Below are 19,589 nucleotides of genomic sequence, written 5' to 3' on the forward strand. Positions count from 1 at the left end.
CAGGGGAAGCGAGCGCGCGCATCGACTGGTTGCAAACGCTGCTGGCGAAACGCAATCATCCTTTGGATAAAACGCACCTGAGGTTTCATCGCGAGCAAGGCGACAGCACCGCGCTGCATTGCTTCGTGCTTGATTGCTCCGGCTCCATGCTAAGCGGCAAGCGGCTTGCGCTGGCTAAAGGACTGGTCGTGGCGTTGTTCGACCGGGCGTACCGCGAGCGTGCAGAGGTGGCGTTGGTCTGCTTTGGCGGTGCGACGGCGCAAGTGCGTCGCGAACCCGGGGCGGCACATTGGTGGAACGATCGCTGGCTTGCGCCGATAGGTGGCGGCGGAGGAACGCCGCTCGCGCTGGGCGTGCGCACAGGCGCCAATGTGCTCCTGAAGGCAGCACGTCGCCGCCCTTCGCAGCGGCGTTTCCTGTGGCTGCTGACCGACGGCCGCAGTCCGGAAACGCCATCGCGTCCCGACGCAGCGGATCAGATTGTCATCGTCGATTTCGAGAGCGAGGCGGTGCGTTTAAGGCGTTGCGTGACGCTCGCCGAGTCTTGGCAGGCCGAGTACCGTACGGCCGCTTCCATGACTTCCGCCTAGTTCATTCGTACCAGCGTGGCGTGTATACCCAGTCTTCATCGCCGTTGGTCCGGGGAAAACTGCGTGTGGTGGACGAGCCAACAATCACCATCGTGCGCATATCGACCTGACTGGAATGCAGTTTATCCAGCGTCGTGGTAATCAGTGTTTCACCCGGCCTGCCAATGTTTCGACCGAGCACGATCAGGGTCGCGCCACTCCGATGCTCACGCACGATATCCAGCGCACGGTCGAGTTGCCACGGCCGTGCGCGCGAGACGGGGTTATAAAACGCCATCACGAGATCGGCTTGAGCGGCGTGCCGCAAGCGCGTTTCTATCACGGTCCACGGCTTGAGGTTATCCGAAAGCGACAGCATGCAGAAGTCGTGGCCGAGCGGCGCGCCGGCCCGGGCAGCGGTGGCGAGCGCGGCGGATACACCCGGTACGATCTGCAATTCCACCGCGTTCCACTGCTCGTTATCCCGGGCCTCATCGAGCGCTTCGAGCACGGCGGCGGCCATTGCAAAGACCCCGGGGTCTCCCGACGATACAACCACTACATTACGTCCGGTACTCGCCAGTTCGAACGCGTGACGCGCGCGCTGCATCTCTTCACGGTTGTCGGTGCAGTGAAGAGTTTGATGCGGCGCGAACGGACCGGCCATGCTCACATAGGTCTCGTAACCGAGCACATCGTCTGCTTGCGACAAAGCCTGTTTTGCCGCGGGCACCATCAGATTCGCGCTACCGGGGCCGAGACCAATCACGGTGAGCGTGCCACGTGCCTGCCCGAGCGTTGAAGGATCGACCGGTTGTGGCGCGAGGGCAATCACGATGCCATCGCCAAGGGACTCAAGCGTTTCGAAGCCTGCTGGAAGCGTTCCGAAGCGCAGCGGCAAGTCCAGCGTCCGTGCGGCTTCTGCAAGCGGTGCAGAAGCCATCATGCTCAAAGGCGCGAGGACTGCCGCCAGCGACATCGGTGAAAGGCGATGTCCACGCAACATGAGACGCACACCTTCGACGATCGAGTCTTCCGACGACAACGCCGTCACGTACACAACCGCGCAGCGCGGATGAATCATCAAGTCGCCCGCAACCTCGCTGGTATGCGGCGTGATGCGGATCGCCAGGCCTGCGTCGGCAGCGCGTGGCAAGTCTGCTGCGTCGAGCCACGGCGCGTGACCTTCAACGCGCGTCGTGGCGCCCGCGAGCAGGTCCGACACAAAACGTTTCCCGTGCTCGATATCGGCGAGTACATAACCCGCTGGCGGGTTCAGCAGGCAGGTGCCGAACCTTAGTTCTCCGCTGGTCGTGATCGCCGGTGCAACGTCCAGTGCTGCCGCAATTTCGCGGGCCATCACGTTCACACCGCCCAGTCCACCGAGCAAAGGCACGACCGCACTACCGTCCTCGGCCACGGCCAGCACGGGCGGTTCATGGGTCTTGTCGGCGAGTGCGGATGCGAGGCATCGAATCACGATACCCGCCGCGCATAACGCGACAATCGGCGTGTTGCGTGCATAGAGTTCGCGCAAATGAGGGCCGAGTTCAGTGAACACGACATCGCCCTGCACGCGGCTCGCGAGACCATGAACGAGCGAACCCGGATACTGGGCCTGAATGCGGCGCGCGGTATCGATTGCCCCCGTCCCCAGCACCACGATTGCCACAGGAACCTGATCATTCAGCGCGGTCAAGCCTGCCATTTTTCCCCCGGCACGACGAGCAGCGAGAAGTAGGGCGACGCCATGGGATCGACTTCTTCCAACGGCACGATGCGCTGGTTCGCCATGGTCGCGCGCTCGACGTAAAGCGCGCGTTTATCGAGTCCGAGTTCGGTGAGCACGCGCCGGACTTTATCGAAGTTGCGGCCTAGTTTCATGATCACGGCGGCGTCGGCGGTGGCGAGGCGTTCCCTGAGATCTGCTTCCGGCAGCACACCCGATAACACCGACAAACTCTGGTTCCGGTACACGAGCGGCACGCCAAGCACGGCCACGCCGCCCAGCATGGAGCACACACCCGGCACGACGTGCGCTTCGAAGCGTTCGGCCAGCCGGTCATGCAGATACATGTACGAGCCGTAGAAGAACGGATCGCCTTCGCAGATCACGGCCACATCGCGGCCCGCTTCCAGATGATCCGCGATGCGGATGGCGGATTCATCGTAGAAGTCGCCGATGATCGTTTCATAGCAAAGCGGCGGCTCCAGCGCTTCGGTCGTGACCGGATACACCAGCGGCAAACGCGTTTGCGTCTCGTTGAGATGCCCTTCAATGATCCCGAACGCATTGCCTTTCTTGCCCTTCGCCACGAAGTAAGCGACCACCTGCGCGGAAGTCAGCAAACGCAGTGCCTTCACGGTTATCAACTCGGGGTCGCCAGGACCGACACCGAGGCCATAGAGGCGTCCGCTCATCTATTCAGTCTCCGTTGCCAGTGCGTTCACGGCGGCCGCCGCCATCGCGCTGCCGCCACGCCGGCCGCGTAACGCGACGAAGGGCACGCCGCGGCTATCGGCGGCAAGCAGTGCCTTCGATTCCGCCGCGCCGATAAAACCCACCGGAAAGCCCAGGATCAACGCAGGTTTGGGCGCGCCCGCGTCGAGCATGTCGAGCAGATGGAAGAGCGCGGTGGGCGCATTGCCGATCACCACCACGCTGCCTTCAAGATCCGGCCGCCACAATTCGAGCGCGGCGGCCGAGCGCGTGTTGCCAAGCGCGCGAGCGCGTTCAGGCACGGATGGATCGTTGAGCGTGCAGATCACGCGGTTGTTTGCCGGCAATCGCGCACGCGTGATGCCCTCGGCGACCATGCGTGCATCGCAGAGAATGGGGGCGCCTTGACCAAGCGCTGAGCGGCCTGCCGTGCCCGCGCCGGGCGAGAACACGAGGTCATCGATTACATCCGTCATGCCGCATGCATGGATCACGCGTACGGCAAGTTTCTCGAGATCGGCGGGAATGGCCGAGAGGTTGGCCTCGGCGCGAATAGTCGCAAACGACGCGCGATAGATCGCCTGGCCGTCGCGAATGTAGTCAAGCATCAGAGGGGCTCCGGGCTAGCCAGCGGGCTGCCTGTTCAATGGTGAGATGGCGGGCAAGGGGTTCAGGCGCCTCGCCGTAAAGATCGTAGCGACCGGGAGCGACAGCAATCAAGGTGGTTTCTACACGGTGCGCCGCCGCGCATGAACGCGCGCAGCCGCTAAGGTGGACGTTGCCTGCTGGTGGCATCGACCGCGCGAGAAGGTGCGCGTCGGCTTTGGTATCGGCAAAACTTTTCGCGCAGCCTTGCGAACCTGTACACGCAATCAGGCGCGCGAATGGTTCGTCGGGGTTTGTCGCGAGGCCGAGTGCAGCGAGTTGTTCAACCACCGCTTGGGCCTCGGCAGACGGAACATCGAGCAGCATGACGCTTTGCCAAGGGGTCATGCGTAATTGTGGCGCCAGATCGGCAAGTGCGAACAGCGTCGCGGCATCCAGACGCCCAAGCGGGACTTGCGCACCAACGTACACGCTGTCGCCCGTCCCTTGACGATGCACGCCGAAACGCAGCCTTGCATCGGATGTGGGACGGCGCCAGTGTTCAACGTCACGATCTAAAGGCAAGCCCAGCTTCTCCTGAACGCGGCCAAGAATGTCTTCGATGGAACACGTCGTCAGCAGATCGCGCATTCTGGTCTGCCAGGGCTGTGCGAGATCGAGGAAGGTATGCAACAGCGCATCGACCAACGCGGGGACGTGCCCGGTTTTCACTGCAGCCAGCGCAGGCGTATCGTTTTCAAACTGCGGTGGACCACCCGCGAGCCCGAACACAAACCGCTCCGCCGATATTGCTGAAAGCCAGACATCGTGAGGATGATCGAGCATCGCAAGGCGTTCGCCGCCATCCACCATCAACGCAAATTTCGGCGATAGCTCATGCAACCGCGCGTCGCGCTGCATCTGCCCGATTAACGTGGAAACGAGCGGTACGGCGTCGAGCAAGGCGTGCGGATCGAGGCCCGTCAGCGGACTGGACATGACGTTACGCAGGTCGTCGGAACCTGGCGTGAGAGGGCCGAGTCCCGCGTCGACGAGCCGCGAGACGAGCACTTCCTGCGAGTCTTCCCTTACGCCGCGGATCTGCAGATTCGCGCGATTGGTCACGTCGATGAAACCCGAGCCGAACGTCCGCGATGCGTGCGCCACCACCCGCGCCTGCGCCGCACTCAGTTCGCCCCATGCGAGGCGAATGCGGCACAGGCCGCCGTCACGCGCAGGCACAATCCGCATCAGCCCCGGGCAAGCCGACGGCCGCGATGCTTGCGGTAATAGGTGCATAGTAGTGAGTGGTTCGTTCAAAGCGTGACCCGTTCGGTCTCGCGCGGCGCCTCGAGCATGCCGGACCCTTTGAGAGGATGGCACGTTCGCGGCATCGGTACACCCCGCCCGATGCTGGCTTGCACGAAGAATTCCGGTCGGCAGGTCTCTTGGCTTGCAGGTCGCCGTCCGTACCGGCCTTCCCAGTCGAAACCAGTGGCAGTGGAGCGCGGACTCGTTGCGTACAATTGCGGGGGCAGCCACAGTTCTGCTGTGTTCCCTGTTAGGCCCGTAAGGGCACCGACTAACCGCGGTATTATGCCCGTTTTTGCGGCGGTTAAAGCGCATTGGCGGCAGGCCGGCGGTGCTTTCGCCGGATTGTCTCGACCACGTTGCAGACGCGGCGTAATCAGTGAATGAATCAAGCAGTGAATGAATCAAGCGAGGATCGGCGGATGTCACCGTGGTTGACCGTGGTGGGGATCGGGGAGGATGGCTGGCGCGGCCTGAGCCGGCACGCGCGCCAGGCGCTGCTTGCCGCCGATACGATTTTCGGCGGCGCGCGTCATCTCGCGTTGTTGCCCGCCCGGATTGGCGGCGAACGTCGCGTATGGCCTACGCCGTTCACGATTGCGCCGGTACTCGAACATCGTCACGAACGTGGACGGGTGTGCGTGCTTGCGAGCGGCGACCCGATGATGTTCGGCGTCGGCGCGACGTTCGCCCGCGAACTGGCTGCGGATGAATTCTGCGTAGTGCCCGCGCCATCTTCGCTGTCGCTGGCCGCCGCGCGTTTGCACTGGGCGCTTCAGGACGTCGCGGTAGTGTCGCTGGTCGGGCGGCCGGTCGCGGCGCTCGAAACGCAGCTTCATCCCGGCGCGCGCCTGATTGTTCTAAGTGCTGACGCTGCAAGTCCCGCCTCGATCGCTGAGTTGCTGACAAAGCGCGGCTTCGGCGCAAGCCGCCTGAGCGTGTTCGAGCATCTCGGCGGCGACGAGGAGCGCCGTATCGATCGCGTGGCCAGCGCGTGGACGGCAAGTGACGTGGCCGCGCTCAATCTGGTGGCGATCGAATGCATCGCAGAGAGCCATGCGCTGCGCTTGCCGCTGACGCCCGGTCTCCCCGACGATGCATACCGGCACGACGGCCAGCTCACGAAACGCGATATCCGCGCGATCACGCTGTCGCGGCTTGCGCCCGAGCCGGGCGAACTGCTGTGGGACGTGGGCGCGGGATGCGGGTCGATTGGTATCGAATGGATGCGCACGCACCCGAGTTGCCGTGCCATCGCGATCGAAGCGAATGGCCAGCGTCAACGCCTGATCGAACACAATCGCGACGCGCTCGGCGTGCCCGGACTGCAACTGGTCGAGGGCGAAGCGCCGGGCGCGTTGGCCGGACTTCCCGAGCCCGATGCTATTTTTATCGGCGGTGGCGTGACCACGCCGGACATGCTGGAGACGTGCTGGTCTCATCTGAAGAAAGGCGGCCGGATGATCGTCAACGCCGTCACGATCCAGAGCGAGGCGACGCTGATCGCGTGGCGCGCGCTTCATGGCGGGGAGATGACGCGTATCGGCGTTGCCCATGCACAGCCGTTAGGCGCCTTCGATACCTGGCGCCAGGCATTGCCCATTACGCTGCTGCACGCGATTAAACCATGATGCTCATCCGATACCGCCATGCGTGACGAAACGCCCGAACAGCCTGCGCCGCTACGCACTGGACTGACCACGGGCAGTTGCGCGACCGCGACGTCGCTTGCGGCGGCGCGATTGCTGCTCGCGGGTCACGTCAGCGAGCACGCGGACATTACGTTGCCGAAGGGGCAACAGGTCGTGATGCCGCTCGTGTTCTGCCGTCTTGCCGGAGACAATTGCGCGGAAGCAGGTACCGTGAAAGACGCCGGCGATGACCCCGACGTCACCCACGGCGCGATCGTTTTTGCACGCGTTCGCTTGCTTGGAGAACCGGGCGTGCGGTTTCTCGCGGGACCGGGCGTGGGCACCATCACGCGCGCCGGACTGGCACTTCCCATAGGGGAGCCTGCCATCAATCCCGTGCCGCGCAAGATGATGACGGATCACCTTTCGGCACTCGCAACCGAGCACGGGTACGGCGGTGGCTTCGAAGTCAGCATCGGCGTGGAAAACGGTGCCGAACTCGCACTCAAGACGATGAATCCGCGCTTGGGGATTGTCGGCGGGTTATCGATTCTCGGCACGACCGGCATTGTCCGGCCGTTTTCCTGCTCGGCTTACATTGCTTCAATTCATCAAGGTATCGACGTTGCCCGCGCGAACGGGTACGTCCATATTGCGGCGTGCACGGGCAACCAGAGCGAGGACGCCATGCGTGTGCGTTACAGTTTGCCGGACATCGCGCTGGTTGAAATGGGCGATTTCGTGGGCGCTGTGCTCAAGCACTTGCGGCGGGCGCCGGTCGAGAAGTTGAGCCTGTGCGGCGGCTTCGGCAAGATCAGCAAGCTGGCTGCGGGACATATGGATCTGCATAGCAGGAACTCGAGCATCGATCTGCCGCAACTCGCCGGCTGGGCTGCGAATGCGGGTGCAAGCGACCCGTTGCAACAGTCCATGCGCGCGGCCAACACGAGCCAGGAAGCGCTGGTGCTCGCGCACGAACACGGGGTGCCGCTCGGCAACATTGTCTGCGAACACGCGCGGCAATTTGCGTTGAGCGTGGTGCCTGAAGGGATCGCCGTGGAATGTTTTGCGATCGACCGGCAGGGGCGCATCGTGGGGGCGGCGCCATGAAACGGGTCTTGCTATTGGGCGGCACCGGCGACGCATTGACAATCGCGCGCCGTCTCGGCCCAACCCATGTCTATAGCCTCGCGGGGTTGGCCCGCACACCGGGCGATCTGGTCTGCGGCGTGCGCGTGGGCGGTTTTGGAGGCGTAGAAGGATTAAAGGCGTTCATTGACGCAGAATCCATCGGCTTGGTAATCGATGCCACGCATCCTTACGCCGCGCAAATGAGCCGTCACGCGAGCGCGGCCAGTGCGCAGAAGTCCGTTGAATGCTGGGCGCTTCGCCGCGCACCGTGGCAACCGCAAGCCGGCGACGATTGGCGGGAGGCAGCAGATTTCCCGGATATAGTCCACGCCCTCGCGCCTTTTAGATATCCGCTCTGGACGCTCGGCCGCGAGCCGCTTGCCCATCTTGATGAGATTCCCCCTTCGCAACACTGGACCATTCGCTGTCTCGACCCGCACCCCGGCAACGCGCGCGCGACAATCATCGGTGCGCGTGGACCGTTTTCGCTCGATGGCGAACGCGCGCTCTTCGACGCACAGCAAACCGATGTTCTGGTCAGCAAGAACAGCGGCGGTGCGGCCACCGAAGCGAAACTGGCGGTAGCGCGGGAACGAGGCTTGCGCGTGGTCATGCTGCAGCGGCCGATCCTGCCGCCGGTCGAACGCGAATTCTCCGATACAAGCTCGCTTCTGGACGCGCTCGCTGCATGGCTCCATCCGTATCCACTTTTCGATAAAACCCCTTAAATGACGGTCTATTTCATTGGCGCCGGACCCGGAGATCCCGAACTCATCACGGTGAAGGGGCAACGCCTCATTCGCACGTGCCCGGTCATCTTGTATGCCGGATCGCTTGTGCCGGAAGCCGTGTTGAGCGGGCATGGCGCACAAAGCGTGGTGAATACGGCCGATCTTCACCTCGACGAAATCGTCGCGTTGCTCGAAGCCGCGCACGCTAAAGGGCAAGACGTCGCGCGCGTGCATTCCGGCGATCCGTCGCTATACGGCGCAATAGGCGAGCAGATACGGCGTTTGAATATGCTTTCTATTCCTTATGAAATCGTGCCGGGCGTCACGGCTGCCGCGGCATCTGCTGCGTCGCTGGGTTGCGAATTCACATTGCCGGGCATCTCGCAGACGGTGATCCTCACGCGTTTCGCCACGAAGACATCGATGCCCGAAGGCGAGCAACTTGCCGATCTCGCACGCCATCGCGCGACCATGGCTATTCACCTTGGCGTGCGTCATATTGAACGGATAGTAGTTGATCTGATTCCGCATTACGGCGCGCAGTGCCCTGTCGCTGTGATCTTTCGTGCAAGCTGGCCCGACGAAGAGAAGGTACTCGGTACGCTCGCCGATATCGCGGGAAAAGTGCTTGAAAAAGGCATCGAAAGGACTGCGCTGATCGTGGTCGGGTATGTGCTGAATGCGGAAGGTTTTACGGATTCGTCGCTGTATCGAAAGCCATCCTGAGCCACGTGCCATGCGCGATCTCGACACTGTTTTCGACGCCTTGTCGCATTCGAATTTTCGCATGCGCTTCCGCCTTGGTGCGCGTGAAGAGGCGTATTTGCGTGAGCACGGGATGACGGAAGTGATCGGCCACGCGCGTGAACTCATCACGCGGCGGCTTGCATCCGAACAACCGCCGAACGATGGCAAGCAGACGCCATTTCGTGGCCACCCGGTATTTATCGCGCAGCACGCCACGGCGACGTGCTGCCGGAGTTGCCTCGCCAAGTGGCATGGCATAGAAGCGGGGAAACGACTGGACGATGACGAACGGGATCATGTCGTGCAGGCAATCGAACGTTGGCTGAAGGCGCAAAAAGTGACTGGCGCCGATAAACCGCCACGTCAGCCCGACTTGCCGTTCTGATAAGGAAACGAAGACCCCGCCGCGCGGTTTGGAGCCGCGCGGCGGGGTCGACTTATCGCGTCATCATTCCAAAGCGCGCTTCTTCTTCGCCCGTCGCGACAGCATGTTCAGCGCCTCGACCAACGCCGAGAAAGCCATCGCTGCATAAATATAGCCCTTGGGAACGTGCGATCCGAACCCTTCGGCGACCAGCGTCATCCCGATCACGAGCAAAAAGCCGAGCGCGAGCATCACGACAGTCGGGTTCCTTTCGATGAAACGCGACAGCGGTCCCGCTGCGAACATCATCACTGAAACGGCCCCGACCACCGCCACGAACATGATGGGAATGTGCTCCGTCATGCCGACCGCGGTCACGATGCTGTCGATGGAAAACACGAGATCCAGCACCAATATCTGGCCGATCGCGGACCACGGCGTGAGCGTGGACGTTTTCACGGCACCGCTGCCGTTATCACCTTCGCCCGAGACGTGATGATGGATCTCGGTGGTTGCCTTCCATACGAGGAACGCACCGCCGGCAATGAGGATCAGATCGCGCCACGAGAAGTCGTGTCCGAACGCGGTGAAGATCGGCGCGGTCAGGCGCACGATCAGCGCGACCGTGCCGAGCAGGCCAAGCCGCATGATCAGCGCCAGCCCAATGCCGAGCCGCTGCGCACGGGCACGATGCGCCTCGGGCAATTTGTTCGTAAGAATGGAGATGAAGATCAGGTTGTCGATGCCGAGCACGACTTCCATGACAAGCAGCGTCGCCAGTGCGGCCCACGCGCCTGGGTCGCTTGCCAATGCAACTAAATAGTCCATGAGATCAAGGGTCTTGGGGAAGTAGGAAGAACCGATTACGGCGCCTACGCGGCAGCCGTTCGCGATGATACGTGACGCGCCAAGCAAAAATGTAAGCTTAATGAAATAATTGAGAGCGCTGCAGAGTCAAAAAGTTCGACGGATGCAGGGTCGACAGCGACAAACCCATCGAAATGGTGCGACGCGAAAATGCGGGTAAACTCTAGTGCTGCGCGCCATATGGTAACTGTGCACTTACTTTAGCCGGAACCGTACCGGAACCCACGCCTTCAATCTTCACTGCCCGCGTCCGGCAGCATTTTTCAGGTTTCACATGCAGGGAAAATCCCAACGCCTGGTTGAATTGGACTTTTTTCGCGGTCTCGTACTGCTGGTGATTCTGGTCGATCATATTGGCGGCAGCATGATATCCCGCGTGACGCTTCACGCGTTCGCGCTCAACGACGCCGCCGAAGTCTTCGTGTTCCTTGGTGGATTTGCCACCGCGACCGCCTATGTGTCAATGTCGGGCCGCCGCTCCGAATCGGCCGCGCGGGCACGGTTTTTCCGGCGCGCATTCGAAATCTATCGTGCGTTTCTCATCACTGCGGCCCTGATGCTGGCGACAAGTTTCGTGCTGCGGCCATTTTTCGGCAGTGCACCGAATCTGGCTACCGCCGACCTGGACAGCTTCTTCGCCGCGCCGTTCACCGTGCTTGCCGACGTGCTGCTTTTGCGCCGTCAGCCGTATCTGTCTTCCGTGCTGCCCATGTATGCATTCTTCGCGCTGGCCGTGCCGCTGGTGTTGCCGCTGGCTCGCAGCAAGCCGTGGCTGTTACTGGGCGCAAGTATTGCGTTGTGGGCAGCGGCGGCTCCCGTTGCCGAGTATTTGCCGTCGGCGGATGACTCGCTGTGGGACTTTAATCCCGCCGCGTGGCAGTTGATGTTTGTTCTCGGTGTGCTCGCGTGCTGCCAGCCGGTCTATCAGCGCGTGAGTTCGCACCGGTTCGGCTGGGTGGTGAGCGTTGCTGCGCTCGCGATTGTCGCGGGCATGGCGTATTACAAACTGCTCGTGCTCCCCGTTTCCTTCGATGGCGATTTCAAGCGCAATCTGGCCGGCGCGAGAATTGTCAATTTCTTGGGCATCGCGTGGCTTGCGGGCGACCTGGCACGTCACGGCGTAGTGAAGCAGATTGCGCGGCGCTTGCCTTGGGTCGGCGCGGTCGGCCGCGATGGACTGATGTGCTTCGTATTGGGCGCGGTGATCTCGTTGTGTGTGGATTCGGTATTGTTCACGCTCACTGGCGGACTGATTGATGTCCCGCTGGGTTTCGCCGCCGACGCCGTCGCGCTGGGTCTGTTGCTCGCGATTCCACATCGCCAGCGTGTCCTTGATGTGATCGGTTTAAGACCGGTTGCGCCGGTCGCGAAGAGCGAAGGGGACGGGCGCGTGGTTCGATGAACGGCGGCCGACCTCGACTTTCGTTAAGTAAGAAAGCGCGACTAACGAACTACGCTGCGTAGCATCCGCTTGGTACGCGGCACATCACTACTAGATCCGAGCGGGTCCTCATAACCATAACGATTCCCGCACAAGCCTCGGCTCCCGAAAGCCCTCACTCATCTGAACCTGTACGAAAGCAAAAAAGGCGTCCGCACCACGGACGCCTTTTTTGCATTCAAAGACCCGCGTCAGGTCACATCCCCCGTTTCATTTTTAGGAATTCTCAGTTTTGTCCTAATTCTTTCGGAGAGTTCCGAGGGTCATCTGAGGGGCCCCGTCTTAATATTTATTCACTCGCAGACGAACCGGTTCATCGCCTCCCACACGAATCCAGACGATGAAAAAACAGGTGGCTCGCACTGCGCGCTCAGCATCGCGGGACGAAGTAGTCCTAAGCACTGTAAGCGTCGACAAACCCGCATTCATTTCTCTATTGGAAACGTTCATGAAATCCTTCATCTCCACCCTCGCTGCTGCTGCAACCTTGGCCACCCTGGCGCTCGCTTCAACCGGTGCAAGCGCTGCTGACGGCACGATCACTTTCACGGGTGCCGTGACCGATACGACTTGCTCGATCGATGCAAAAACCACTGGCGCCGCTGACAAGAACGTCACGTTGCCGACGGTGACGGGCAGCGCGCTGAGCGCCCCAGGCGCAACGGCCGGCACGACAGGCGCGACCGACCTGACCTTTGCGCTGAGCGGCTGCTCGACCGAAACGAAGGCGGTTGCCCGTTTCGAGAACGGTCCGACGATCGACCAGACCACCGGTTATCTGATGAACCAGGCACCGGCCGGTGCGCAGAACGTTCAGGTTCGTTTGCTCAACGCATCGCGTCTGCCTATCAACGTGGTCACAGGCGCAAACAACGACCTGGCAGGCAACGGTGTCGCAATCGTGTCGGGTGCCGCGAACCTGCAGTACTTCGCTCAGTACTACGCCACCGGCAAGGCCACAGCCGGCCCGGTCAACACCTCGGTCCAGTACACGGTCGACTACCAGTAAGCCGTATCAGCAGGCATCTGCGGGGTGCAGATGCCTGTTTTTTTACCGAAATTTCGAGATACGTTTTTCACGGAGAAACATCAATCATGAAGTCCATTAGTCGAATTGCATGTGGTTTGGGTCTGGTCGCGGCCTTCTTGGCGGGCAGTGCAGGCGCAAGCATGACCGTGAGTGGCACGCGGGTGGTGTATCCCCTTGAAAATCGTGAGTTGGCGATGGGTGCAGGCCAGACCTATACGAACGACATTGGCGGGATGGTCGAGCCGCGCGGCACCGCGCAGTTCCCGATCAAGAACCTGAAGACGGTTCCCGCCAACGCGCACGTCAAGTATCAGGGTATCAGCGATTTCGGCGGCGCCCTGCCGTTCGAAGCACCTATTACCCCGTAAGGCCCCGCAAGACTCGCCGTAAGGCTTCGCCCCGCACCGGGGCGGATTGAAGGTGTCGCGGGCCATATCGAGCCGACGCCTTCCCTCAACACTCAACACGCGTTTTACCGAGCGGACTGTCCGAACAGCCCGGTGGGTCAAGTCGCGTCTGAATTGACCTAACCATCGCAGGCTGAATCATGAAACTCGCTGCTCAAACCGCATTCAATGCTCAGTACCCGGTCGCATTCCGGCTGCGCCTGAAGCCGCTTGCCGCGATCGCTTTCTCGATGATGGCGTGCGGTGCGATTTCTCAAGCCGTGGCAGAGGCCGCGACAACGCCGCAAACCCAGACCGGCGCCATCGATGAAGTCAGTTTCGACAACATGTATCTGCGCGGGGACGCGGGCACGGCCATCGACACCAGCCGTTTCACGCGCGGCAACGCGGTGACCCCGGGAACGTATTCGGTCGACCTGATCGTGAATGGCGCGCGTCTGGCGCGTGAAGACATTCGCTTTGTTTCAACCGACGGCAAGCTGGGCTCAACGCCTTGTTTCAACCGCGCGCTGTTGCAGCGCGCGGGCGTGGATCTGGCGAAGGCCGATGCGGCCGCGGGACGTGGCGCGGCAACGACTGCGGCAACAACTACTGCCAACGCCGACACCTGCGCTGAAATTGGCGCCATCGTACCGGGCGCGACGGTCGATTTCGACTTCACGCAGCAGACGCTCGAACTGAGCGTGCCGCAAGCGTTCATGAAGAACTCCGCACGCGGTTATGTGCCGCCCGAACAATGGGACCAGGGCGTCAACGGTGGTTTCATCAGCTACAACGCGAACACGTATCACACGGCGAGCTCGGGCGTCGGTTCGAGCCAGAGCTATCTTGGCCTGAGCGCCGGCCTGAACATTGGCGCGTGGCATATCCGCCACCAATCGTCGATATCGACCGGGACCGGTCAAAAGACGCAATTCGACAACATCGCGACCTACGCGCAGCGCGACGTGACGAAGCTCGGGTCACAACTGACCGTGGGCGATACGAGCACGACCGGCGAGATCTTCGACAGCGTGTCGTTTCGCGGCGTGCAACTGGCCACCGACGACCGCATGCTGCCTGAATCGATGCGCGGTTACGCGCCGGTCGTACGTGGTACCGCTGAAACGAACGCCCGCGTGACGATTCGCCAAAACGGCCAGGTGCTGGAGGAAACGAACGTTGCGCCGGGCCCGTTTGAAATCAACGACCTCTACTCGACCGGCTACGGTGGCGATCTGGTGGTGACCGTGACGGAAGCCGATGGCCGCAGCAAGGAATTCACGGTGCCGTTTGCGTCGGTGGCGCAATTGCTGCGCCCCGGCGTCACGCGTTTCAGCGCGACCGCCGGCCAGTTGCGCAATGATTCGCTCGATACGAAACCCGTCTTCGCCCAGTTCACGATTCAGCGCGGCCTGACCAACACGGTCACCGTTTACGGCGGCGCGGTCGCGTCGAGCGGGTACGGTGCAGTGAACGTGGGCGGTGCGTTGAACACGGGTATCGGCGCATTCTCGATGGACGTGACGGGCGCCTTCACCAGCATCCCGAACGCGCAGTCGATGCACGGCACGAGCTTGCGCGTGGGCTACAGCAAGTTCATTGCGGCCACAGATACGAACGTATCGGTGGCCGCGTACCGCTTCTCGACGGCGGGCTACATGAACCTGAACGATGCCGCGTCGGTACGGGACATTGCAGATCACGGTGGCGATATCAACTCGGTTTATCGGCAGCGTAACCGCATGCAGGTGTCGATCAACCAAAAGCTGGGCGACCACGGCACGATGTTCGTGACGGGCTCGTCGCAGAACTACTGGAACCACGGTGGTAACGACACGCTGTTCCAGGCCGGCTACACCAACGCGTTCAAGTACGGAACGTACAGCCTGACGGCGGGGCGCACGCGGTCAATGGATGGCCAGATGTCGAACGAATTCATGTTGAGCACGACCATTCCGCTAGGCCACAAGGCGCATGCGCCGATGCTGACCACGAACGCCTCACATACCTCCGATGGCGCCACGAACATGCAGGCGAACGTGAGTGGTTCGCTGGGTGAAACGAACCAGTTCTCGTACAACGGATATGGCACGTATAACGCGGGCGGCAGTTCGGCCAACAACGGCAACGCGGGTTTGAGCGCGACGTATCGTGCGCCTTATGCGACGTTGAATGCATCGGCGAGCGCGGGTGGCGGCACGCGTCAGGTGTCGGTCGGCGTGCAGGGTTCGGTGGTGGCGCACCCGGGCGGGGTGACTTTGTCGCAGACGGTGGGCGACACGATCGGGATTGTGGAGGCACCCGCTGCAGCCGGTGCGATGGTGACGAGTTCACCGGGAACGAAGGTGGATTCACGCGGTTATGCGGTGGTTCCGTACTTGTCGCCTTACACCATGAACGAAGTGGATATTGACCCGAAGGGCACGTCCACCGATGTCGAATTTAAATCGACATCCGCGCAAGTGGCGCCGCGCGCAGGCTCTATAGTGATGATGAAGTACGAGACGGTGAGTGGTCGGGCTGCATTGATTCAGGCGCCGAAACTGGGTGGTGGGACGTTACCATTTGGAGCGAGTGTGGAAGACGAACAAGGCAAGAGCGTGGGTGTGGTCGGTCAGGACAGCAGAATATTTGCACGCGGTCTTGAGGATCAGGGAGCGCTGACGGTGAAGTGGGGAAATGGCCCGGTTGAACAATGCCGGATTGCTTATACGCTGCCGAAGAAAGAGGCGAAGGCGTATAACCCCGGGTATTTGTCGCTGCAGTCGCATTGCGTGTTGGGAAGTGAAATGGTGGCGAGTGGGAGGGGGGCGGTTGCAACAGTCGTTCCCGCGACCGCCGAGCGATAAGGCCATTGAAGGGGCCGCGTTCTCGACACGTCAGGCGGTAGGCAAACATCACATAACTGCAAGGTCACGTTCACGCGGTGTCAGGTGCCAAACTATGAGACGACGAATTTCATGTTGAAACGACTTGTGATAATCCTGTTTTGCCTGCTTCAGGTAACGGTTGGCGTGTCAGTGTCGGTTGCAGCGACCACCGTGTGTTCTATAACGGGAGGCCTCGACTATGCTCCTGCCGTCACCGACAACCTTTTTCCGCGTGACGCTCCCATCGGCACGCAAAGTCCGCCTTACTCCACAACGGTGCAAATTGGATGCATTCCAGACAGCTCAAGTCACACGATACAGTTATATATATACGCGCCCAATGGCGTAAACGTAGCTGGAAACCAGTACTACTTCCAAACGAATCTCCCAGACGTTGCCGTTAGGTACATTATTGAAAATGCAACAGGCACCTCTTGTAGCCCGTACTCGGAAGGCTGGCCGTCGCAGGTCAAACAAGGTAAACGAACGATCAACTGCCCACTCGCGGCTTCGAGTACAGGCATTCCGCAAATATTCAGTCTAAAACTGACGGCTTATTTTTTGAAGCTCGGCACAGCTACAACCGGCAATTTGACGACGATCGCGCCAGTCATCATTAACGAATATTTGCCGGACGTTGGTGGTACGTTTAACCTGTTCTCAGGTGCCGCAAGTGGTACGTTTTCCATCGCCGCATGCACGGTCACGACACCTTCCATTGCCGTGACCATGCCGAAGACCTACACCTCCCGATTGCCGAACGTCGGATCAACCGATGGTGAAACGAGCCTGAACATAGGCCTGAACTGCGACGCAGGTGTCAAGGTGTACACCACGCTAACCGACGTGAGCACGCCTTTGAACAACACGACAACGCTGTCGCTCAGTTCGGACTCGACTGCGCAAGGTCTCGGTTACCAAATCCTTTATAACGCGACGCCCGTCAAGTTTGGCGTTGATTCGTCGGTACCGGGAAACGCGGGTCAGTTCGTGTTGACACCCGCGCAAACCCCGGGCGGCACGGTGATAGTTCCGCTAACCGCTCGGTACATCCGTACAGGCAAGATTGGCAGCGGTTCTGCGAACGCGAAAGCAACCTTCACCATGTCGTATCAATAGGAAACGTGAGCGGGACAAGGTCTATCACGAGACCGGCAGAGCGAAGCAACGGTATCGCACAATGACGCCGTTGCAAGCGCTGCGTGCGATGACTTCCGCCTTCGCGCTTTGCCTTAACGCGGCAACGCCGAGCCTGATTCTCCCGCCGCCGGCAGCAACGCATCGCTGTCGTCCTTAAGCTTGACGCCCGTCAGCTTCAGACGCGTCGCTTCAGTCAACAGGTAATGCAGCTTGAACGCTGCCGCGTCGTAACCAAGTCCTTCAGGCCGAACGTTTGAAATACAGTTGCGCTCCGCATCGCTTTTGCCGATGCGCGGCTCATAGGTCAGGTAGATACCGAGACTATCGGGCGAACTCAAACCCGGCCGTTCACCAATCAGCATCACTACGATCCGCGCCCGTAAAAGCTCACCGATACCATCGCCGAGTGCGACCCGCGCCTGCCTGGCGACGACGATCGGACCGATGCTGATGCCAGCAAGCTTCGAGCGCATCCGCTCAAGCAGCGGTACGGCATGACCCGCGGCGGCATAGGCCGACAAACCATCGGCGACGACGAACACGATATCGAACGCAGCGGGCGCCGCGGCCGCGTAGTCGCGCAGCCGTGCCGCGCTTTCATCGTTCAGTTTTCTGCCCAGATCCGGGCGCCGCAGATAATGATCGCGATCGGGGGCAGCGCTTTCGGCATCGAGCGTATCAAAACCCGCTGCACGCAACGATGCATGCAGGGCGTCCACATCGAGCGGTTGATGCACGGCGTCGCGGGCTTGCGCATGCGAAAGATTAAACGCAAGCAGCGGCGCCGTCGGCAGGCTGCTGCCCGCCCGGCCCAACGCAATGCGCGCGTTGGTGAAACGGCGCAACGCGTCCCACGGATTGGTGCTGACGGAAGAAGGGGGATCGTCGAAATCGGCCATCAGGCGCTTATCCATTCAAGCAGCGGTTGCGGTGCGGACTGGTTCAGCAACCTGCCGCGCGAATCGGCGATTCGCATCGATTCAAGCCAGGCCTCGAACTCCGGCGCGCGCCGCAAGCCGAGCACATTGCGAACATAGAGCGCGTCGTGGAACGAGGTGCTTTGATAGTTCAGCATGATGTCATCCGCGCCGGGAATGCCCATGATGAAATTGACATTGGCGACACCGAGCAGCGTGAGCAGGTTGTCCATGTCGTCCTGATCGGCTTCAGCGTGATTCGTGTAGCAGATGTCGCAACCCATGGGGACACCGAGCAACTTGCCGCAAAAGTGATCTTCCAGTCCCGCGCGAATGATCTGCCGGCCGTCATACAAATACTCGGGGCCGATGAACCCGACCACCGTGTTGACCAGCAGCGGGCTGAACTTGCGGGCGACCGCGTAAGCGCGCACTTCGCAGGTTTGCTGATCGACGCCATGATGGGCATTGGCGGACAACGCGCTGCCCTGACCGGTTTCGAAATACATCAGGTCGTTGCCAACGGTGCCGCGTTTGAGCGACAACCCGGCTTCATGCGCTTCCTGAAGCAGCGCCAGCGAGACGCCAAAACTGCTGTTCGCTTTCTCGGTGCCCGCAATCGACTGGAACACGAGATCGACCGGCGCGCCTTTCTCGATCGCGGCGATCGTGTTGGTCACATGCGTGAGCACGCATGATTGCGTGGGGACTTCGTAGCGTTGCCGGAAGTCGTCGATCATCACGAGCAGCGTCGTGATCGCGCTCAACGAATCCGAGGCCGGATTGATACCGATCACGGCGTCGCCGCAGCCGTACATGAGGCCGTCGAGCATCGATGCGGCAATGCCCTTGACGTCGTCGGTCGGATGATTCGGCTGCAGGCGCACCGACAGATGTCCGGGCAAGCCGATCGTGTTGCGAAAGCGCGTGATGACCGGCCGTTTTTTCGCGGCGAGGATCAGGTCCTGGTTGCGCATGAGCTTCGATACGGCCGCGACCATCTCCGGTGTCAGCCCCGCGCTCACGCGGATCAGCGCGGCGGAGTCGGTGGTGTCCGCGAGCAGCCAGTTGCGGAAATCGCCCACGGTGAGATGCGAAATCTCGGCGAAAGCCTGGGGCAAATGATCGTCGATGATCAGGCGCGTGACCTCGTCACTCTCGTACGGGATCACGGCCTCGTTGAGGAAGGTGCGCAACGGCACTTGCGCCAGCGCCATCTTCGCCGCTACGCGTTCTTCTTCGGTATCGGCTGTCACGCCTGCCAACTGGTCGCCGGAACGCAGCGGGCTGGCTTTCGCCAGCAGCGTCTTCAGGTCGTCGAAACGGTAAGTCCGCAGACCGATGGTCTCGTTATAGGTCATCGTGTGATCCTTGTTCCAAGGCTTCTCCAGGCACTTATCCTGCGCTCGCCGGCCGGGTAGCACAT

Annotated in this window: 18 protein-coding genes and 1 riboswitch; of the genes, 11 read left to right on the forward strand and 7 right to left on the reverse strand. The window is 61.2% G+C overall.

Annotated elements, in window-relative coordinates; translation table 11 throughout:
- Positions 1-62 precede the first annotated feature (62 nt).
- On the forward strand, positions 63-590 hold the full coding sequence (locus ACSQ36_RS23715) for a vWA domain-containing protein (RefSeq protein WP_436183811.1): 528 nt from the start codon (positions 63-65) through the stop codon (positions 588-590).
- A 1-nt stretch (position 591) separates the two neighbouring features.
- On the opposite strand, the gene cobJ is transcribed toward ACSQ36_RS23715, so the two are convergent.
- Genes cobJ through cobG form a run of 4 tightly spaced genes read right to left on the reverse strand, consistent with a single transcriptional unit; the run spans position 592 to position 4,893 of the window.
- Entirely contained in the window at positions 592-2,277 is a 1,686-nt protein-coding gene (gene cobJ, locus ACSQ36_RS23720) for a precorrin-3B C(17)-methyltransferase (RefSeq protein ID WP_436183812.1), read from the reverse strand.
- A complete protein-coding gene (locus tag ACSQ36_RS23725; RefSeq protein WP_213762200.1) occupies positions 2,265-2,990 on the reverse strand; it encodes a precorrin-2 C(20)-methyltransferase in 726 nt (241 codons plus the stop codon). The genes cobJ and ACSQ36_RS23725 overlap by 13 nt, the downstream gene beginning before the upstream one ends.
- Positions 2,991-3,617 (reverse strand): precorrin-8X methylmutase, encoded by a 627-nt coding sequence (locus tag ACSQ36_RS23730; RefSeq protein ID WP_436183813.1) that lies wholly within the window; start codon positions 3,615-3,617, stop codon positions 2,991-2,993.
- A complete protein-coding gene (cobG, locus tag ACSQ36_RS23735) occupies positions 3,610-4,893 on the reverse strand; it encodes a precorrin-3B synthase (RefSeq protein ID WP_436183814.1) in 1,284 nt (427 codons plus the stop codon). Before cobG ends, ACSQ36_RS23730 begins: the two co-directional genes overlap by 8 nt.
- Positions 4,894-5,015: 122 nt before the next feature.
- A riboswitch (cobalamin riboswitch) is annotated at positions 5,016-5,192 on the reverse strand.
- A 135-nt stretch (positions 5,193-5,327) separates the two neighbouring features.
- Here cobG and cbiE point away from each other — a divergent pair.
- Genes cbiE through ACSQ36_RS23760 form a run of 5 tightly spaced genes read left to right on the forward strand, consistent with a single transcriptional unit; the run spans position 5,328 to position 9,530 of the window.
- Positions 5,328-6,536, forward strand: a complete 1,209-nt coding sequence (gene cbiE, locus ACSQ36_RS23740; protein WP_436183815.1) for a precorrin-6y C5,15-methyltransferase (decarboxylating) subunit CbiE — start codon at positions 5,328-5,330, stop codon at positions 6,534-6,536.
- Between the two features lie 18 nt (positions 6,537-6,554).
- Entirely contained in the window at positions 6,555-7,646 is a 1,092-nt protein-coding gene (locus ACSQ36_RS23745) for a cobalt-precorrin-5B (C(1))-methyltransferase (protein WP_436183816.1), read from the forward strand.
- Positions 7,643-8,395, forward strand: coding sequence for a cobalt-precorrin-6A reductase (locus ACSQ36_RS23750; protein ID WP_436183817.1), 753 nt, complete (start codon positions 7,643-7,645; stop codon positions 8,393-8,395). The genes ACSQ36_RS23745 and ACSQ36_RS23750 overlap by 4 nt, the downstream gene beginning before the upstream one ends.
- Positions 8,396-9,124: a precorrin-4 C(11)-methyltransferase gene (cobM, locus tag ACSQ36_RS23755; RefSeq protein WP_213762206.1), complete on the forward strand. Its 729-nt coding sequence runs from the start codon at positions 8,396-8,398 to the stop codon at positions 9,122-9,124. It abuts the gene before it with no gap.
- A 10-nt stretch (positions 9,125-9,134) separates the two neighbouring features.
- Positions 9,135-9,530 (forward strand): DUF4186 domain-containing protein, encoded by a 396-nt coding sequence (locus ACSQ36_RS23760; RefSeq protein WP_436183818.1) that lies wholly within the window; start codon positions 9,135-9,137, stop codon positions 9,528-9,530.
- Positions 9,531-9,593: 63 nt separating this feature from the next.
- Here the strand turns inward: ACSQ36_RS23760 and ACSQ36_RS23765 are convergent, their stop codons facing one another.
- Complete coding sequence (locus ACSQ36_RS23765; protein ID WP_436183819.1) at positions 9,594-10,337, reverse strand: TerC family protein; 744 nt, start codon at positions 10,335-10,337, stop codon at positions 9,594-9,596.
- A gap of 313 nt (positions 10,338-10,650) precedes the next feature.
- Here ACSQ36_RS23765 and opgC point away from each other — a divergent pair, with 313 nt between their 5' ends.
- The 5 genes from opgC to ACSQ36_RS23790 all read left to right on the forward strand — a co-directional run bounded on the left by opgC (position 10,651) and on the right by ACSQ36_RS23790 (position 17,225).
- Positions 10,651-11,778, forward strand: a complete 1,128-nt coding sequence (opgC, locus tag ACSQ36_RS23770) for an OpgC domain-containing protein (protein WP_436183820.1) — start codon at positions 10,651-10,653, stop codon at positions 11,776-11,778.
- A 487-nt stretch (positions 11,779-12,265) separates the two neighbouring features.
- A complete protein-coding gene (locus ACSQ36_RS23775; protein WP_213762210.1) occupies positions 12,266-12,826 on the forward strand; it encodes a fimbrial protein in 561 nt (186 codons plus the stop codon).
- An 86-nt stretch (positions 12,827-12,912) separates the two neighbouring features.
- Positions 12,913-13,215, forward strand: coding sequence for a hypothetical protein (locus ACSQ36_RS23780; protein ID WP_436183821.1), 303 nt, complete (start codon positions 12,913-12,915; stop codon positions 13,213-13,215).
- Between the two features lie 179 nt (positions 13,216-13,394).
- Positions 13,395-16,085, forward strand: coding sequence for a fimbria/pilus outer membrane usher protein (locus ACSQ36_RS23785; protein WP_436183822.1), 2,691 nt, complete (start codon positions 13,395-13,397; stop codon positions 16,083-16,085).
- A 171-nt stretch (positions 16,086-16,256) separates the two neighbouring features.
- Positions 16,257-17,225 carry a fimbrial protein gene (locus ACSQ36_RS23790; RefSeq protein WP_436183823.1) on the forward strand — a complete coding sequence of 323 codons (969 nt, stop codon included), beginning with the start codon at positions 16,257-16,259 and terminating at the stop codon, positions 17,223-17,225.
- Between the two features lie 113 nt (positions 17,226-17,338).
- On the opposite strand, the gene eutC is transcribed toward ACSQ36_RS23790, so the two are convergent.
- Together eutC and ACSQ36_RS23800 are read right to left on the reverse strand one after the other, a co-directional pair.
- Positions 17,339-18,145: an ethanolamine ammonia-lyase subunit EutC gene (eutC, locus tag ACSQ36_RS23795; RefSeq protein WP_436183824.1), complete on the reverse strand. Its 807-nt coding sequence runs from the start codon at positions 18,143-18,145 to the stop codon at positions 17,339-17,341.
- Positions 18,145-19,524 (reverse strand): ethanolamine ammonia-lyase subunit EutB, encoded by a 1,380-nt coding sequence (locus tag ACSQ36_RS23800; RefSeq protein ID WP_436183825.1) that lies wholly within the window; start codon positions 19,522-19,524, stop codon positions 18,145-18,147. The genes eutC and ACSQ36_RS23800 overlap by 1 nt, the downstream gene beginning before the upstream one ends.
- Positions 19,525-19,589: the final 65 nt, after the last annotated feature.

Source organism: Caballeronia sp. LjRoot34 (genome assembly GCF_964253815.1).
In the GTDB taxonomy this organism is placed as follows: Bacteria; Pseudomonadota; Gammaproteobacteria; order Burkholderiales; family Burkholderiaceae; genus Caballeronia.

Excerpts from the sequence above, each read along its gene's own strand:
- cobJ (WP_436183812.1), bottom strand. The coding sequence starts at position 2,277 with ATGGCAGGCTTGACCGCGCTGAATGATCAGGTTCCTGTGGCAATCGTG.
- ACSQ36_RS23725 (WP_213762200.1), bottom strand. The coding sequence starts at position 2,990 with ATGAGCGGACGCCTCTATGGCCTCGGTGTCGGTCCTGGCGACCCCGAG.
- ACSQ36_RS23730 (WP_436183813.1), bottom strand. The coding sequence starts at position 3,617 with ATGCTTGACTACATTCGCGACGGCCAGGCGATCTATCGCGCGTCGTTT.
- cobG (WP_436183814.1), bottom strand. The coding sequence starts at position 4,893 with ATGCACCTATTACCGCAAGCATCGCGGCCGTCGGCTTGCCCGGGGCTG.
- cbiE (WP_436183815.1), top strand. The coding sequence starts at position 5,328 with ATGTCACCGTGGTTGACCGTGGTGGGGATCGGGGAGGATGGCTGGCGC.
- ACSQ36_RS23745 (WP_436183816.1), top strand. The coding sequence starts at position 6,555 with ATGCGTGACGAAACGCCCGAACAGCCTGCGCCGCTACGCACTGGACTG.
- ACSQ36_RS23750 (WP_436183817.1), top strand. The coding sequence starts at position 7,643 with ATGAAACGGGTCTTGCTATTGGGCGGCACCGGCGACGCATTGACAATC.
- cobM (WP_213762206.1), top strand. The coding sequence starts at position 8,396 with ATGACGGTCTATTTCATTGGCGCCGGACCCGGAGATCCCGAACTCATC.
- ACSQ36_RS23760 (WP_436183818.1), top strand. The coding sequence starts at position 9,135 with ATGCGCGATCTCGACACTGTTTTCGACGCCTTGTCGCATTCGAATTTT.
- ACSQ36_RS23765 (WP_436183819.1), bottom strand. The coding sequence starts at position 10,337 with ATGGACTATTTAGTTGCATTGGCAAGCGACCCAGGCGCGTGGGCCGCA.
- opgC (WP_436183820.1), top strand. The coding sequence starts at position 10,651 with ATGCAGGGAAAATCCCAACGCCTGGTTGAATTGGACTTTTTTCGCGGT.
- ACSQ36_RS23775 (WP_213762210.1), top strand. The coding sequence starts at position 12,266 with ATGAAATCCTTCATCTCCACCCTCGCTGCTGCTGCAACCTTGGCCACC.
- ACSQ36_RS23780 (WP_436183821.1), top strand. The coding sequence starts at position 12,913 with ATGAAGTCCATTAGTCGAATTGCATGTGGTTTGGGTCTGGTCGCGGCC.
- ACSQ36_RS23785 (WP_436183822.1), top strand. The coding sequence starts at position 13,395 with ATGAAACTCGCTGCTCAAACCGCATTCAATGCTCAGTACCCGGTCGCA.
- eutC (WP_436183824.1), bottom strand. The coding sequence starts at position 18,145 with ATGGCCGATTTCGACGATCCCCCTTCTTCCGTCAGCACCAATCCGTGG.
- ACSQ36_RS23800 (WP_436183825.1), bottom strand. The coding sequence starts at position 19,524 with ATGACCTATAACGAGACCATCGGTCTGCGGACTTACCGTTTCGACGAC.